Consider the following 16,085-nt stretch of genomic DNA (forward strand, 5'->3'; position numbering starts at 1 on the left):
AGATAAACAGGCCCTTGTTCACGGTCACTCTCGGAGAAGGATAGTGATAGATATCAAGATTCCAGATGATGCATTGCAAGATTGGCAGGAAGCGCTAGAGACCCTAGCCCTGGCATTTGACGGCAGTCTTTTTTTGCTGGCCTTAACCGCGACCGATGGCCTGACACCTATGCTCAGCCTGTGCGACGACACCGAGACACATCGCCAGAGTGTGAATCAGCTCTGCGCTCAGGGACTCACCCTGTTTCGCGACTATATCGAACATCCCCATCATCCCCGTGAACCTGTCGATGTCGGCGGTATCATACTGCATCCGCTCTTCTGGCCGTCTCAGGCCCTCTTCGGCACCCTGTGTCTGGTGCCCAACGAACAGCCTCATCATGACAAGCAGCTAGACGTCTTAGTCAAACTGACCTGCCAGTCAATGCAATATGGGCTGGTTAACCTATACCAGGACCATCGCCAGCAGTTGCTGCAACTTGCCCCGTCAGAGACTGCTAATGTGGACCTACAGCTCTTTATCGATAGCCTGCCTGAGCATGTATGGATGAAGGATGTTGCGGGGCGCTATGTGCTGATCAATCACAGTGTCGAGGTGGCTTGGGGAAGAAGTCGGCAGGAGCTGCTTAATCGCACCGACGATGAGATCTTTTCCCCCGAGGTGGCCGAAGAGTTTGTGCAGGGAGATTATGAGTCTATCGTGCGCGGCGTGCAGGTGACGGCCGCCGAGTGCGAGGCTAAAGATGTCGACCAGTCTAACTCCTGGCTTGAGACCACTAAGGTCCCTGTCGTCTCGCCCGACGGCACCCTCGAGGGGGTGATCGGCATCTCCCGTAACATCACCTCCCATAAGGCGGCCCAGGAACAGCTGGAACTGGCCGCGAATATCTTCGAGAACTCGGTGGAAGGCGTGGTGATCACAGATGCCAACGGCAATATCGTCGAGGTTCATGGTGCCTTTACCGAGATCACCGGCTACAGCCGTGAAGAGGTGCTGGGAGAGAACCCACGCATCTTGAATTCCGGCCGCCACGACAAGGCCTTTTTCGAACGCCTGTGGCAATCCTTGCTAACCAATGGCAAGTGGCATGGCGAGATCTGGAACCGGCGCAAGAGTGGCGCCATCTATCCCGAGCAGCTGACCATCAGCTCCATGTATGGCGACGACCACCAGGTGCGCTATTTCGTCGCCGTGTTCGCCGATATCTCGGCGCAGAAGCAGAGCGAGAAGGAGATGGCAAGGCTGGTGTATCACGACCCACTGACCAAGCTGCCCAACCGCCTGATGCTGTCGGCCAACCTGGAACAGGAACTGCGCCACGCCGCCCGTGAAGAGACGCAACTGGCACTGATCTTCATCGACGTGGATCTGTTTAAACATATTAACGATAGCTATGGCCATGTGACCGGCGATGCCATCCTAATGGAGGTGTCCAGGCGCCTGGAGCAGAAGCTGGGCGAGGAAGCCACCTTGGCCAGGCTAGGTAGTGACGAGTTTATTGCCGTACTGCCCCATGTGGAGAGTGACGACAGCGTCTCCCTCATGGTGAGCCGACTGCGCGAGGCCTTCGATGCGCCTTTTCTGCTGGATGATGAAGGCAGTGTGCGCCTGACCGCCAGCATGGGCGTGGCCATCTATCCCGGCGACGGTGATAGTGGCGACACCCTGCTGCGCAACGCCGATACCGCCATGCACAGGGCTAAGGCCAATGGCCGCAACAACTATGCCTTCTATACCCAGTCATTGACTCTGGCGTCGGTAGAGCACCTCAAGTTGCAGAGCGCCCTGCACGATGCCATCAGCAAGGATGCCTTCTATCTGGTGTATCAGCCCAAGCTGGCATTGGGCACTGGCCAATGTGTCGGCTTCGAGGCGTTGCTGCGTTGGGAAGACCCGCAACTTGGGCTGATCTCGCCTGCGGTGTTCATCCCTGTGGCGGAAAATATCGGCCTGATCAACGAGATAGGCCTCTGGGTGCTGAAGCAGGCAGCCGCCCAGGGGGCATCCTGGCTGGCCGAAGGGAAAACCTTCGGGCGGATATCTGTGAATGTGGCTGGGCCTCAGTTGCAACAGAAGCAGTTTTTCACTCAGGTCAAACAGGTGCTCGACGAGACGGGCTTGCCGCCCGAGTATCTGGAGCTCGAGGTGACCGAGAGCTGCATGATGTCCGACCCACTGGCGGTGATCGAGGTGCTAAAACAGCTGGGCGAGCTCGGCGTCGAGCTGTCGGTGGATGACTTCGGTACCGGCTATTCGTCGCTAAACTATCTGAAACGCCTGCCCATACATAAGTTGAAGATAGATCAGTCTTTCATTCGCGATATCCCAAGAGACGGCAACAACACGGCGATTGCTAAGGCGGTGATCGCTCTCGGTCATGCGCTGAACCTCTGCATCATAGCCGAAGGGGTCGAGACGCCTCAGCAGGCGGCCTTCCTGGAAGCGGCGGGATGTGACCAGGCCCAGGGCTATCTCTACAGTAAGCCCAGGGTGGTCGATGAGCTGGATGAGTTTCTCGGCTAGACGCAGAATGAGTGCTCGCTTCGGCGCTTGAGCTAGCTATTAAGTTAGCGTTTGAGTTAGCGTTTAATGCTAGCCGAGCGTCTTAAGCGGGCGAACCTCGCCCGGCTGTAACGTTCCCAAGTGAATATCGCCGATGCGCACCCTGACTAACCTGAGGGTGGCAAAGCCTACGGCGGCGGTCATCTTGCGTAGCTGACGATTCTTACCCTCTGTGATGGTGATCGCCAGCCAGCTGGTGGGGCCGTGACGAGCATCCCTGATCTTGCGCCCTCTGCCTGGCAAGTTAGGTGCCTGCGCCAGCCTCTGTGCCCGGCAGGGCAGGGTAAGGTATTTTTCCCCCTTGATTCCTATCTCAACTCCCTCGCAGAGACTGGCGATAGCCTGATCGGTGATCTCGCCATCGAGCTGCAGATAGTATTCCTTCTCGACCGACTTGCTGCGCACCGCATGGCTGGTCTTGCCGTTTGTGGTCAGCAGCAGTAGCCCCTCTGAATCATGATCCAGCCGACCGATCGCCATGATACCGCTTGGAAAGTCGGCCAGCTCGCCCAGCAGGGGCTTACGTTTGCGCCGCTCGGCGACAAACTGGCTCAGGTAGCCATAGGGTTTGTAGATCATGAAATGCTGAGGCTGAGTGGTATCTTGCGCCTCTGTGCTTGTATGTTCTGATGACCCAGGTGCTGCCTGCATGTGCGTCTGATTGGATGTCTGATTGAGCGTCACTGACATAGGTTTCTCTGTGATGAAGGGCAGGGCTAGCTTACCACGAATGGCGTGTTGATTTTACCATCAGATTAATAATGACAACGCTGTCATTTGTGGTTATAGTAATGTTAATTTCTCTTGTCGCCGCTCAGCTGTGATGCTGACAGGCGTCGAGAGAGCGCGTTAATTACCAGGGCCGAGACGAATCAAATCATGCAAATTGTTATTCTAAGAGACAGCGACGAGGTGGCCGAATATGGCGCCAATCTCATCATCAATCAGCTTAAGCGTAAGCCGGACTCGGTCCTGGGACTGGCGACGGGATCGACCCCTGTATCCCTCTATCAGCGCCTAATTGTCGCCAACCAGGCCGGGACTGTCTCTTTCAAGGCCGTGACCAGCTTTAATTTAGATGAGTACCTGGGTTTAGCGGCTAGTCATCCCCAGAGTTATCGCTACTTCATGAATAGCCAGCTGTTTGATGCCATAGATATCGATAAGGCCAACACCCATGTGCCGCCTGGAGATGCCGAGGATCCCATCGCCGCCTGTGAAGCCTATGAGGCGCAGATCCAGGCCGCTGGCGGTATCGACATTCAGCTGCTCGGCATAGGGCGCAACGGGCATATCGGCTTCAACGAGCCCTCATCGGGTTTGATGTCACGCACCCGGGTGAAGACGTTGACCAAGGCGACCATTGAAGATAACGCCCGCTTCTTCGGCGAGGGGGAATATCAACCCCACCTGTCGATCACCATGGGGATAGGCACTATCCTAGATGCTAGAAAGGTACTGCTGCTGGCAACCGGCGAGAGCAAGGCCGAGGCGATTCGCGCCGCGGTAGAGGGCGCCCTAAGTGCGTCCTGTCCCGCATCTGCGCTACAGCTGCATCGCGACGCCGTGTTGGTGATCGATGAGGCGGCGGCATCTAAGTTGGCCGACAAGGCGTTCTATCGTCATATCGAGGTGGAAAACCAGCAGCTGCAGGCAAGACTGGCCGCACTGAAGGTCAATCGCTAAGCTCTGTTCACTCAGGCCAGCCTTACTTAAGTTAGTCTCACTCTGCTGTTTATCGTCGAGTGTTGTACGTCGGTGTAAAGCGCGTCACCATCTGTGATGCGCTTTTTTGTTTATGTGGGGAGAGCTGGCGTCGCAACGCCTTGTTAATTATCCACTCTTGTTTCATTTTAATCGCGCGATGGCTTTCCTGTCGCCGCAATCTTGACTATGTTATGACAAGTAGCGCAAGCCCTGAGCAGATCTTTGGGGCAGCTTGTGCCAGTCCTAAGGAACTCGTCATGCTAAAGAAACTCTTGATACTCGTGTTGCTGCTAGCCTCGTCCCCCTTTATTGCCGCCCTCTTTATCGAAGAAGATTATCGTGTGGATACCCAGGTCGTCATAGATAGACCCAATGAGCAGGTGTTCGACTTCCTGAGAAGGCTCAAAAATCAGGATCAGTTCAGCGTGTGGGCCAAGATGGATCCGGCCATGGAGCAATACTATCGCGGCGAGGATGGTACTGTGGGGTTCGTCTCCGGCTGGCGCAGCGATAATCCCGATGTGGGTTCGGGCGAGCAGGAGATCATGGCGATCTTTCCCGGCAAGCGTATCGAATATGAGCTGAGATTTAAGGCACCCTTCGAGGCGGTCTCGCCCGCCTATATCACCACAGATGCCCTGGGGCCAAATCAGACCGAGGTGCATTGGGGCTTTAGCGGCCACATGGCTTATCCAATGAACATACTGCTGCCGCTGATGCAGGTGGATGCCATGGTCGAGCGGGATCTCAGCCAGGGGCTGAGTAACCTCAAGACCCTACTCGAGAGCAAGTGAACCTGAGAGAGATGGCGATGGAAAAGCACAACTTCTTTACGTCTTTGCCGGAGGATCTAACCCTAGAGGCGTTCGAACCCTTGGTGGAAACTGGCGGCGTGTTGATCGAGCGTATCGTCTCTAAGGCCCACCGCACGCCAGAGGGGCAATGGTACGATCAGGACAGAAACGAGTGGGTCATGGTGCTCCAAGGGGAGGCGACCCTAGTGTTCGAGGGCGCCGAGGTGGTGCACCTTAAGGTGGGCGATCACCTTAATATTCCTGCCCACTGTCGCCACAGGGTCAGTTGGACCAGCGAGCAGGAGGAGACCCTCTGGCTGGCGGTGCATTATTGAGTATATGGCGACCGGCATTAGTTAAAGCCGAGGCTCGAGTGGTATCTGAGCCTGATGAATGGCTGGCTTGGTGAAAAAACGCGCGATATCGAAGTGTTTTGTGAGCCAGGTCTGTTATAATCGCGCCCCTAATTTTTATCTATCTGTGATCTGATTCGAGACTCCTCATGGACAAGCCTGAGATTTTTATCCCCGATAGCGCCGCCAGTGCGCCGGTAACCACCCGCTCAAACCGCCTCGAGCTCCTGGCCCCCGCCAAGAATGCCGACTATGGTATCGAGGCCATCAAGCATGGTGCCGACGCCGTCTATATCGGTGGCCCAGCCTTCGGTGCCAGGGCGACTGCCGGCAACAGCGTCGAGGATATCGCGCGTCTGTGTGAGTTTGCCCACCGCTATCACGCCCAGGTGTTTGTCGCCATCAACACCATCTTGATGGACGATGAGCTGGACGCGGCGCAGAAGCTGATCTGGCAGGTATATGAGGCCGGGGCCGACGCGCTGATCGTGCAGGACATGGGCGTGCTGCAGCTGGATATTCCGCCTATCGCCCTGCACGCCAGTACCCAGATGGATAACCGTAACCCAGAGAAGGTCGCCTTCTTAGAGCAGGTAGGCTTCTCACAGGTGGTGCTTGCCCGAGAGCTTGGCCTGAGTCAGATCCGCGACGTGGCAGCTAAGACTAATATGCAGCTGGAGTTCTTCATCCACGGCGCCCTGTGTGTCGCCTACAGTGGCCTGTGTAACCTGAGTCATGCCTTTAGCAATCGCAGTGCCAACCGCGGCGAGTGTTCGCAGATGTGCCGTTTGCCGGGGGATCTCAAGACTCGTCAGGGCGAGGTGCTGGCGCAGAACGAACACCTCTTGTCTCTCAAAGACAACAACCAGACGGATAACTTAGAGGCGCTGATCGACGCGGGCATTCGCTCATTCAAGATTGAGGGGCGTCTTAAAGATCTCAGCTATGTAAAGAACGTGACCGCTCACTATCGTCAGGAGCTAGATAAGATCATCGCGCGCCGCCCCGAGTTTGTCGCCTCGAGCCATGGCCGCTGCGAGCACAGCTTTACGCCTAACACAGAGAAGACCTTTAACCGTGGCCGCACCGACTACTTCGTTAACGAGCGTAGCCAGGGGGTCAGCGACTTCCGTTCGCCAAAATACATCGGCGAAGAGGTGGGCAAGGTGGCGGCCCTGGGCAAAGACTTTATTCAGGTAGAATCGAGCCACAGCTTCAACAATGGTGACGGCCTGTGTTACTTCCCGCCTAACTATGAGAAGGCCAAGCAGTCTGACGATAAGCTACAGGGGCTCAGGGTCAACCGCGCCGACGGCAACAAGCTGTATGTGATCGCCGTGCCGGGCGATCTTAAGGTGGGCGCTACCCTATACCGTAACCATGATCAGGCGTTCGAAACCGTGCTGGCCAAGGAGTCGTCTAAGCGGATCATCAAGGTGGACATGACGCTGAGCGATACCCCGGAGGGGGTCGCCCTGACCATGACCGACCAATATGGCCTGAGCGCCACCCGCGAGCTGGAACTCGACAAGAGCCCGGCCACAGACGTCGAGAAGGCGCTGAAGAACCTGAACAAGCAGCTAAGAAAGCTGGGCAGCACGGACTTCGAGGCCCGCGAGATCAATATCGAGACCGCCAGTCCCTGGTTTATGCCGGCTTCCCAGCTTAACGGCCTGCGCCGTGACACGGTTGCCGCCCTGGAGCTGGCGCGCGTTGAGGGCTACGAGCGCCCTCAGGCATGGAAATACAACCAAGACGCCGTCTATCCCTTCAAGCATCTTAGCTTCATGGGCAACGTGGCCAACGAGAAGGCGAAAGACTTCTACACACGTCATGGGGTGATCGAGATAGAAGACACCTATGAGAAGAACGGCGTGACCGAGGATGCGCCGCTGATGGTGACTAAGCACTGCCTGCGCTTTAACTTCAACCTCTGCCCGAAAGAGGTACCCGGTATAAAGGCGGAGCCGCTGCAGATTGAGATAGGTAAAGATGTGCTTAAGCTGGTCTTCGACTGTCCTAAATGCGAAATGATGGTTGTCGGCGCTAACCGTCAGGTATAGGCTAGGGAACAAATTAAGTTCACTTTCAAGGAGATCAAATATGGGACTGTTAGATGCGCTGATGGGCAATGCTGCCGAAGTGAACCTGGATGAGTTAGCCCAGGAGCTGGGACCCATCATGGGCGACAACGAGCAGTTAGCGCTGGCTTACCGAGTGGTGCGTGATATGTTTGTGTTTACTAACAAGCGCCTTATCCTCATCGACAAGCAGGGCGTGACCGGCAAGAAGGTGAGTTATCACTCTGTGCCCTATAAGGCGATCACCCATTTCGAGGTGGAAACCGCCGGGACCTTCGACATGGACGCCGAGTTAAAGCTGTGGATCTCGGGCCAGAAAGATCCCCTGGTGAAGGAGCTGAAGAAGGGCACAGACGTGGTGGGTATCCAGAAGACGATCGCTAACTTCTCGCTCTAGGCGATGACTCCTCGATTTAGTCGCCTTATCGACCCTTACAAGCCCAGGCCTAGCCCTGGGCTTTTTGTTGCCAGTTCCAGCTTGGGGTCGAGAGCAGATCTTGCCCCAATACCTTGGTCTGCCCCAATTGTTTATCTAGTTCGATGAGCTGGCAGGATTCAAATTCGTTCAGGGCGTTAATTAGGCGATTGGCGTGGGAGACCACCCATAGCTGACACACCTCAGATGCCTTGGCGATAAGCCTGGCCAGTGCCGGTAGCAGATCCGGATGCAGGCTGGTTTCTGGCTCGTTCAATACCATCAGCTCCGGCGGCCTGGGTGTCAGCAAGGCCGCGATCAACAGCAGATACCTTAAGGTGCCATCGGAGAGTTCTTTGGCATTGAGGGGTCTGAGCAGCCCCTGCTGATGAAAGTTGACGCTTAACAGGCCACCTGCCTGGTAGTCTATGGTGACATGGGCGCCGGGAAAGGCATCACTCACCGCCTCGTCGAAGCTTTCCTTATCGCCTATCTCGAAGATGGTCTGAATCGCCGAGGCCAGATCCCGGCCATCATGGTGCAACACTGGGGTGCGGGTACCCAGCTCCGGCTGACGCGCGGGCGCCTCGCTGTCGCTGCGAAAATGATCGTAGAAGCGCCAGGCGCGGATGCTGTCTCTGAGTCTTAACACCTCGGGCGTGCGGGTGGGATCCGACAGCTCGGTGAAGATGCTGTCGCCGTGCTGCATATGCTGATTCAGGCTCTGCCAGCCATCTTGCCCCCCTTGCTGGGCACGCCCCTTCACCATGGGGCCACGTCGCTCCACCAGTACGGCGGCGGGTCGATACTTGTTGCCGACCCAGATCGCCTCACGTTTTATCTGAGGATCTAGCCCAAAGAGGGTGGTGCTGTCGGGCTTAGGCAGACCAAGCTCAATCAGGTAGCTAAACTCGTCGCCGGCAAAGCCCAGTTTTAACCGCTTAGTCTGTTGGCGAACCGTAGGCGTGATTTCTGTCTCGCCGCTTAACATTCCTTTGGTAAGGTTTTCCGGTCCCGCCCAGAAGCAGGAGTCTAATCCGCCCTCCTGAGCCAGGGCATTGACTACGCCGCCTTGTGCCGTTTGTGCCAGCAGGCGTAGCGCCTTATAGAGATTGGATTTACCACTGCCGTTGGCGCCTGTCACCAGATTGAGCTGGCCAAGAGGCAGACGTATGTCGCGTAATGAACGGTAGTTACTGATGGCTAAGGTGGTGAGCATGGCTTATTCGGATTGAGATGAGCTTGGATCAATAGTGGCATCTTTAATCTCTCGATGCCATAAAAGGCCAGGAGGAAAATGAGCTTAGCCCTGATTTTGCTTGGCCAGATGCACCTTACGCTCGGGCGTGTAGTGCCACCAGGGCTGCGCCTCCTCCCCTTCCATGAAACGCACCGCGGCGATAAAGACATCGATGACGCAGGGGTCGTGACGTTCGCCCGTGATGGCTTCGAGCCTGGCGTGCATCTGGTAAGGATCTTGCCCAATAAGATCGCTCGGCTGCGTTAGCCCAAGCTTTTGAAAGTCCTCAGCGGTGGCCTTGCCCACATTGGGGATCATGGTAAATGTGGTGATGCAATCTCGCCCGGCTTTGTTCATGAGCTGCTCCTATTGATATGGTTAAAGTGTAGGGTCTATTACTGGCGGTCTGCTGGTGGTTTTTATGCCCACAGGGCGTAGCCGACGGCGATCAGCATGGCGATGGCGAAGAAAATTCGCAGCGCTCTTGCCGCGCGCGGGCGGGAAAACAGCGGTCGCAGCAGGCCTCCGAAGGCTAGCCAGAGGCTGTCTACCAGGGTGGCGACAAGCAGGGCGCAGATACCTGTGGCCAGATAGCCCAGGCTGGTGTTCTCGAGTGGCAGCAAGAACTGGGAGAAGATGGCCAGAAAGGCCGCATAGGCCTTGGGGTTGAGCAGGTTGAGGATAAAGCCATCCCTAAAACTCGGCGCACGCTGGGCCGCATCCAACTGGGTGCAGGGGGCGCTGGCGATCTTATAGGCGATAAAGGCGATATAGGCGGCGCCCAGTAGTTGGCAGGTGAGCCTTAGCTCGGGAAAGCGGCTAAACAGGGCGGCGAGTCCAATGCTGGCGCCAACAATGGCGACCGAGAGTCCCAGGAGTATGCCCGCAAGAAAGGGGGCGCCGCGTCTGATGCCAAAGGTGGCCCCTGTGGCGGCAAGCGCCAGTGGCGCGGGCCCTGGCGAGCCCAGGAGTAATCCAGTTGCTGCGATTAACGAAAGTAGTGATTCCAACATGCCAGGCTCCTTGTGACGCATATTTCATTGGGTAACCCATTTACCCGGACTCAGCATCATATCCTGAATGGCAGGCGTGTAAAGTCATCACCTAAACTGTCGAGGCGACCTGGCTGCAAGTTTATCGCTACACCTGCACAGCTTTCCTTACAGACTCTCATATAGCAGCGCTTACTGTTGCACTTTCTGTTGCACTTACTGTTGTTAATGACAGCCCTTGCTTGGTTTCGCTGTTTCTCACTCTACTTCGACAGCGCTATTCGGGCTGGTGTTTGACTATGTCTTGCTGCCAGCGCTCGGCGAGAAAGTCGATGAAGTGACGAATGAGATGTTGCTGATAGCTTCGCGACAGATAGACGGCCCATAGCTGCTTGCTCGGCAGATGATAGTCGGGCAGCAGCTCGACCAGCTCCCCCGAGCTCAGGTGTGCATTGGCGAGGTCGCAGGGCAGGTGGATGATGCCCTTACCCCGTAGCGCGGCCTTGAGGAGCACGCCCATGTCGTTAGCCTGTAGGTTGCCGCTAATCGGTTGCTCAATGTTTTGATTGTCTTTTACAAATCGCCAGCTGTTTTGGCTGACATGGATCAGGCAGTTGTGCACGGCGAGCTCGCCGAGCTCAGTGATGGGCTCATGCCCGGCGAGATAGTCCGGCGAGGCGCACAGCACAGAGTCAATCTGCATCAGGCGGCGGGCGATCAGGCTCTCGTCGGGCTGCTGGGTATAACGCAGGGCGATATCCACCCGCTCGTCGACCAGCTGCACCATCTCATCCGACAGCACCAGCTGTACCTTGACCTCTGGGTGTGCCTGGGTGAAGTCGTCTACCGCATCGAACAGTAGCGCCTGACCCAGGCCGATGGGGCTGGCGATGCGTATGCTGCCGACCAATTCTTGTCGGTGGCGCTGGGCGCGGTTTTGCAGGGCGGCGACCTCATCGAGGATCTTCTGACAATAGAGAAACGCCTCTTCGCCCTGCACGCTCAGGCTGACGCTACGTGTGGTGCGATGCAGCAGGCGCAGCCCCAGCCAGCATTCCACCTCTTGAATATGGCGGGAGACCTGTAGTCGGCTCAGGTTCAGTTGCTCGGCGGCCTGGGTGAAGCTGCCGCAGCTGGCGACCTCGACGAAGCTGCGGATAGCCCTGATCTTATCCAAATTAGTAACCTTATTTTGCAATCCAGATTAGTAACACAGAGTGAAACAATGATGCTCTACCTAAGCTGTTTATCACGATAAGCGGGCTAAGTAAACTGATGCCAATTTAGTCAGATAGTGAGGAACAGAAGATGAATATAGCGATCATTGGCGCCACGGGTTGGATAGGCAGTACCTTGATGCAGGAAGCCTTAAGCCGCCAATTGCCGGTCACCGCCCTGGTGAGAGACCCGGCTAAATTAACCGGTGAGTTAGCAGATCAGGTTACGGCGCGGCCCTTAGATCTTGAGCTGGCCATAGACCCTCAGGTGTTTGAGGGGATCGATCTGGTGATCGCCGCCGTGGGCGGACGCGCCTCGGGTCAGCATCAGCTGATGCCATCGAGCGCCAAGGCGCTACTCGAGGTGCTGCCTAAGACGCAGGTGAAGCGTCTGTTGTGGGTCGGCGGTGCAGGTAGCCTTGAGGTGGCTCCCGGTGTGACCTTAGTGCAATCGCCGGACTTTCCGCCAGAGTATAAGGATGAGGCTTTGGCGCAGGGTGAAGCGCTTAAGGTGTTTAGAGAGAGCGACTCGGCCGTTAACTGGACCTTTGTCAGCCCGGCCGCCGAGATCTATCCAGGTGATAGCGAAGCTGCTTACCGCATTGGCGGGGATCAGTTTTTCACCGATGACGTGGGACGCAGCCGCATCTCGGTAACGGATTACGCTAAGGCGATGTTAGATCTCATCGCTTCAGATGACTATGGCCGTCAGCGGATCAGCGTCGCCTACTAAGAAGCGACAAGGGGATCTGGCCCTGATACAGAAAAAGCCACTCTATGAGTGGCTTTTTTATGAGGCCTTATTTTAAGGCTGTTTTATAAGGTTTAGTCTGGCCTATGGCTTAACCGTCTTGACGCCTTCAGGGGTGCCGACCAGCAGCACGTCTGCGCCGCGGTTGGCGAACAGGCCGTTGGTGACCACGCCGACGATCTGGTTGATCTGCTCTTCCAGCTCTTTTGGATTAACGATCTTCATGTTGTAGACATCGAGGATCACGTTGCCGTTATCTGTGACAACGCCTTCACGGTAGACAGGATCGCCACCTAGTTTCACCAGCTCGCGTGCCACGTAAGAGCGCGCCATAGGGATCACTTCGACCGGCAGCGGGAACTCGCCCAATACCTCAACTTCCTTGGTGTTATCCACGATACAGACGAACTTGTCGGCCACGGCGGCGACAATCTTCTCGCGGGTCAATGCGGCGCCGCCACCCTTGATCATGTCCATGTGGCCGTTGATCTCATCGGCACCATCGACATAGACAGAGAGTTGATCGACAGAGTTAAGGTCAAAAACCGGGATCCCCAGCGCCTTCATCTTCTCGGTAGAGGCTTCAGAGCTAGACACTGCACCTTCGATGTCGGCCTTCATGGTGGCCAGGGCATCGATGAAGTGGTTAACGGTCGAGCCGGTACCTACGCCGACAATACTGTCTTTCTCAACATACTCGAGCGCAGCCCATCCGGCGGCTTTTTTCATTTCATCTTGAGTCATAAGGAGTTCCTATAAGGATAAACGAAGTATTTTGTCGTCATTATACCTTTAGTTCTCCTCGGGAGTATGTCAAATGACGCAGTTTGTTACTTTAGCGAAGAATTTATCTAGGGCCTGTTGACCTTTTGAGAACAATTTTTGTTCTAATTGAGCACGTTCAAATCGCGGTATGAGGCTTGAAGTATAGTTATTCTATATAAAAGCCGAGTAACAAAGAGTTGAACGTGCTCAAGACGAACCCTGCGGGCAGCGTCTGTATCATTTTTCTACTGCGTTATCGCTCATTGATGTAGCACACCACATTACAATCGCTCTGCCTTGTATAAAAGCGATACAGAATGCTGCAAAAATGAACGCGAAAGATAAACAGGCCCTAGGGGAAATTTGTGTGAAATCTCTCAACTTAGGCCTGTGGTGGGGGATTTGCATGGGACTGACTGGAAAAATACCCGGGTTCAGAGTACGTTAGCTGTCAACATTAGCCCTCTTGCGATTAATTGGTTAGAGGCCTCGTGCCCAAGTCGGGTAGCGGGTAAAGGATATTGAGTAGAGAAAAGGAGAGAGCATGGCAGGCGCGAGTCTATTGAGCTTGTTGGATGATATTGCAGCCATTTTGGATGATGTGGCCCTGATGAGTAAGGTCGCGGCGCGCAAGACAGCCGGGGTGCTGGGGGATGACCTGGCGTTAAACGCTCAACAGGTATCAGGCGTCAACGCCGATCGTGAGCTGCCCGTGGTGTGGGCGGTGGCCAAGGGCTCGCTGCGAAACAAGCTGATCTTAGTGCCGGCGGCGCTCTTGATTAGCGCCTTCATCCCCTGGGCGGTGACACCGCTGCTGATGTTCGGCGGCCTGTTTCTCTGCTATGAGGGCTTCGAGAAGGTATATCACTCCCTGACCCACAAGCATGAGCCTGCCATGACTCAGAGCGAGATGGCTAAGGCGGCGGAGGATCTCAAGGCCTTCGAGAAGCAGAAGGTGGCCGGCGCGATCCGCACCGATTTCGTGCTGTCGGCGGAGATCATCGCCATTACCCTTGGGGTGGTGGCCGAGAGTAGTTTCATGACCCAAGTGGTGACTCTGGCGATCATCGCCGTGCTGATGACAGTAGGTGTCTACGGCCTGGTGGCGGGCATCGTGAAGCTGGATGATGCGGGGCTCTACCTGAGCCAGCGCCAGGGGGATGGCCTGCTGCGCCGTCTGGGTCGTAAGTTAGGCGGCGCCCTGGTGAACGCCGCGCCCTACCTGATGCGCGGCCTGACCGTGGTGGGCACCATCGCCATGTTCATGGTGGGGGGCGGCATCCTCACCCATGGCATTCACCTGATCGCAGACTATTTTGAGCAGGCGGCCCATTGGGTGGCAGAGCTTAGCCTGGTGGGGCCGGTTTTAGCCTGGATGACCCCGAGTCTGCTCAACGCCCTGTTTGGTGTTCTGGTGGGCGCGGTGGCCCTTGTTGTGATGTCGCTGATTGGGCGGCTTCGCAACTGATATTTGGCCGTTAGATGTAGCATAATGTATCAGTAACAACTTGTATCTTATATTGTTTTCTAATTTACGGACTCGTAACATCCCTCTCGTGACACGCTTTGGGGACTGTGATGAAAAAGCAATTAAGAGGCAAGTTAGTCCTGGGGGCTCTGTTGCTCCTGGGCTTGGGTGGCTGCGGCAGTGAGGCAGGCAGCAACGGGGTGATAGTCAATCCGCCGGTGACCGGCCCAGTGCCCGATATGAGCATAGATGCCTGCTTCACCATGACCACGAGTCTGGGGGAGGTTGGGCTGGGGATAGATAGCCTTCATACGCCGCAATCGGCCGCCAACTTCATCGGCTATGTCGACGATGGCTTTTACGACGGCACCTTGATCCACAGGGTGATCCACAACTTTATCATTCAGGGGGGCGGTTTCACCTCGGGTATGGTAGCTAAGCCGGGAGGTGCGCCCATATCTAACGAGGCCCGGGTGGGCTTTAGCAATCTCAGGGGAACACTGGCCATGGCGCGTGGGCGTCAGAGTGATTCGGCCACCTCGCAGTTTTTCATCAACATCCTAGACAACCCTCAGCTGGATTACAGCGCCAGCAGCCCAGGCTACGCCGTGTTCGGCAAGGTGCTCTTCGGCATGGAGGTGGTGGATCAGATAGGCATAGTGGCCACCACCCGGGTGGGGGAGTACAGCGATGTCCCGCTGGAGGAGGTCGTTATCGAGCGTATCGCCCCCAGCGAGTGTCCCATCGTGGAAGACTAATAGGCTATTCGCCGCTCGCCTGATGGCGTTTGACCAGGTCTATCATCGCCTGAGCCGCGAAGGAGAGGCTGAGATCTTTGCGCCAAAACAGGCTCATCTGCCAGCTGAGTGCGGTCTGGGTGAGGGGGCGGATGACCACGCCCTTGGGCCGGTAGCGCTCGGCAATAAATTTAGGCAGCAGCATCAGGCCGATCCCGGCGGCGACCAGGGCGACGCCAAACTCGGGCTGGTTCACCTGGGTGGGATTCTTGATGCTCACACCGGCCTGCTGACAGGCCTTGATCACCATCTCATGGAGTGAAAATTCCGATTCAAACAGGATCTGCGCCTGGCCATCGAGCTCGCCTAGGGGGATCTCTGCGTGCCTCGCCAGCGGATGCTCGCTGGGAAGTACCACCACCATAGGCTCGGTATGAATGGCAATCCCCTCATAGCGATCCTTGAGATCTATGATGCCGGTGGCGAGTTCAATTTCACCCTGTTGCAGGGCTTGGGTCTGTTCGACACCGCCGCGAACCAGCAGCTGGGTCTCTATCTCAGGGTAGGCCTGGCGATACTTAGCGATGATGGGGGCGAACAGTTCGGCGCTGCCCAGCGGCGCCAGCCCCAGTTTTAGTATGCCGCGATTGAGGCCCTTGAGCTGTGCCAGCTCCTCCATCATCGCCTGCTTGTCTTCCAGTAGCCTAATGGCGTGGCGGTAGACCACCTCGCCATGGGGGGTGAGCTGCACCTTAGTGCCGCGTTTGCCGCGGGTGAGCAGGGGCAATGCCAGCTCGCTCTCCAGCAGGGCGATAGACTTTGACAGGGCGGGCTGGCTAATATGGATCCGCTCGGCGGCGCGGTTAAAGCCTCCCGAGGCGACGATCTCGACGAAGTAGTGTAGTGCCTTAAGATCCATTAAATAGCTTTTGGTGATTTATTTTATAAATAATATTCATTTTTTTTATTTAAATGGCAAGCGTAAGATCGCCATATCATCTC

16 protein-coding genes are annotated in these 16,085 nt (G+C 56.1%); 9 read left to right on the top strand and 7 right to left on the bottom strand.

Annotation, left to right across the window (positions count from 1 at the left end; all coding sequences use genetic code 11):
• Positions 1–43 precede the first annotated feature (43 nt).
• The gene (locus tag L2731_RS06855; RefSeq protein ID WP_249252397.1) at positions 44–2,524 is read left to right on the top strand and encodes a sensor domain-containing protein; all 2,481 of its coding nucleotides are present in this window, start codon (positions 44–46) and stop codon (positions 2,522–2,524) included.
• A gap of 69 nt (positions 2,525–2,593) precedes the next feature.
• Here L2731_RS06855 and L2731_RS06860 read toward each other — a convergent pair whose 3' ends face one another.
• On the bottom strand, positions 2,594–3,142 hold the full coding sequence (locus L2731_RS06860; RefSeq protein ID WP_249252498.1) for a pseudouridine synthase: 549 nt from the start codon (positions 3,140–3,142) through the stop codon (positions 2,594–2,596).
• Between the two features lie 300 nt (positions 3,143–3,442).
• Between L2731_RS06860 and nagB the strand changes: the two genes are divergently transcribed.
• From nagB to L2731_RS06885, 5 genes are all read left to right on the top strand, one after another.
• Positions 3,443–4,249 carry a glucosamine-6-phosphate deaminase gene (gene nagB, locus L2731_RS06865; protein ID WP_249252398.1) on the top strand — a complete coding sequence of 269 codons (807 nt, stop codon included), beginning with the start codon at positions 3,443–3,445 and terminating at the stop codon, positions 4,247–4,249.
• A 278-nt stretch (positions 4,250–4,527) separates the two neighbouring features.
• The gene (locus L2731_RS06870) at positions 4,528–5,064 is read left to right on the top strand and encodes an SRPBCC family protein (protein WP_249252399.1); all 537 of its coding nucleotides are present in this window, start codon (positions 4,528–4,530) and stop codon (positions 5,062–5,064) included.
• Positions 5,065–5,081: 17 nt separating this feature from the next.
• Positions 5,082–5,399, top strand: coding sequence for a cupin domain-containing protein (locus L2731_RS06875; protein WP_249252400.1), 318 nt, complete (start codon positions 5,082–5,084; stop codon positions 5,397–5,399).
• Positions 5,400–5,566: 167 nt separating this feature from the next.
• Positions 5,567–7,480 (top strand): peptidase U32 family protein, encoded by a 1,914-nt coding sequence (locus L2731_RS06880; protein ID WP_249252401.1) that lies wholly within the window; start codon positions 5,567–5,569, stop codon positions 7,478–7,480.
• A gap of 40 nt (positions 7,481–7,520) precedes the next feature.
• Positions 7,521–7,895 (top strand): PH domain-containing protein, encoded by a 375-nt coding sequence (locus L2731_RS06885; protein WP_249252402.1) that lies wholly within the window; start codon positions 7,521–7,523, stop codon positions 7,893–7,895.
• A 49-nt stretch (positions 7,896–7,944) separates the two neighbouring features.
• On the opposite strand, the gene L2731_RS06890 is transcribed toward L2731_RS06885, so the two are convergent.
• From L2731_RS06890 to L2731_RS06905, 4 genes are all read right to left on the bottom strand, one after another.
• A complete protein-coding gene (locus L2731_RS06890; protein ID WP_249252404.1) occupies positions 7,945–9,132 on the bottom strand; it encodes an AAA family ATPase in 1,188 nt (395 codons plus the stop codon).
• Between the two features lie 84 nt (positions 9,133–9,216).
• Positions 9,217–9,510: a helix-hairpin-helix domain-containing protein gene (locus tag L2731_RS06895; RefSeq protein ID WP_239849686.1), complete on the bottom strand. Its 294-nt coding sequence runs from the start codon at positions 9,508–9,510 to the stop codon at positions 9,217–9,219.
• A 62-nt stretch (positions 9,511–9,572) separates the two neighbouring features.
• Positions 9,573–10,166, bottom strand: a complete 594-nt coding sequence (locus tag L2731_RS06900; protein ID WP_249252406.1) for a LysE family translocator — start codon at positions 10,164–10,166, stop codon at positions 9,573–9,575.
• Between the two features lie 256 nt (positions 10,167–10,422).
• Entirely contained in the window at positions 10,423–11,322 is a 900-nt protein-coding gene (locus tag L2731_RS06905; RefSeq protein ID WP_249252408.1) for a LysR family transcriptional regulator, read from the bottom strand.
• A 131-nt stretch (positions 11,323–11,453) separates the two neighbouring features.
• On the opposite strand from L2731_RS06905, the gene L2731_RS06910 reads away from it, so the two are divergent.
• The gene (locus tag L2731_RS06910; protein ID WP_249252411.1) at positions 11,454–12,095 is read left to right on the top strand and encodes an NAD(P)-dependent oxidoreductase; all 642 of its coding nucleotides are present in this window, start codon (positions 11,454–11,456) and stop codon (positions 12,093–12,095) included.
• A gap of 102 nt (positions 12,096–12,197) precedes the next feature.
• Here the strand turns inward: L2731_RS06910 and rpiA are convergent, their stop codons facing one another.
• The gene (gene rpiA, locus L2731_RS06915; RefSeq protein ID WP_041510159.1) at positions 12,198–12,857 is read right to left on the bottom strand and encodes a ribose-5-phosphate isomerase RpiA; all 660 of its coding nucleotides are present in this window, start codon (positions 12,855–12,857) and stop codon (positions 12,198–12,200) included.
• Between the two features lie 565 nt (positions 12,858–13,422).
• Between rpiA and L2731_RS06920 the strand changes: the two genes are divergently transcribed.
• Both L2731_RS06920 and L2731_RS06925 read left to right on the top strand, forming a co-directional pair.
• Positions 13,423–14,346: a DUF808 domain-containing protein gene (locus tag L2731_RS06920; protein ID WP_249252413.1), complete on the top strand. Its 924-nt coding sequence runs from the start codon at positions 13,423–13,425 to the stop codon at positions 14,344–14,346.
• 110 nt (positions 14,347–14,456) lie between these two features.
• A complete protein-coding gene (locus L2731_RS06925; RefSeq protein WP_249252415.1) occupies positions 14,457–15,104 on the top strand; it encodes a peptidylprolyl isomerase in 648 nt (215 codons plus the stop codon).
• A 4-nt stretch (positions 15,105–15,108) separates the two neighbouring features.
• Here L2731_RS06925 and L2731_RS06930 read toward each other — a convergent pair whose 3' ends face one another.
• Positions 15,109–16,002: a LysR substrate-binding domain-containing protein gene (locus L2731_RS06930; RefSeq protein WP_249252418.1), complete on the bottom strand. Its 894-nt coding sequence runs from the start codon at positions 16,000–16,002 to the stop codon at positions 15,109–15,111.
• Between the last annotated feature and the right edge of the window lie 83 nt (positions 16,003–16,085).

The sequence above is a fragment of the Shewanella aquimarina genome (assembly GCF_023349185.1).
GTDB classification, from domain to species: Bacteria; Pseudomonadota; Gammaproteobacteria; order Enterobacterales; family Shewanellaceae; genus Shewanella; species Shewanella aquimarina.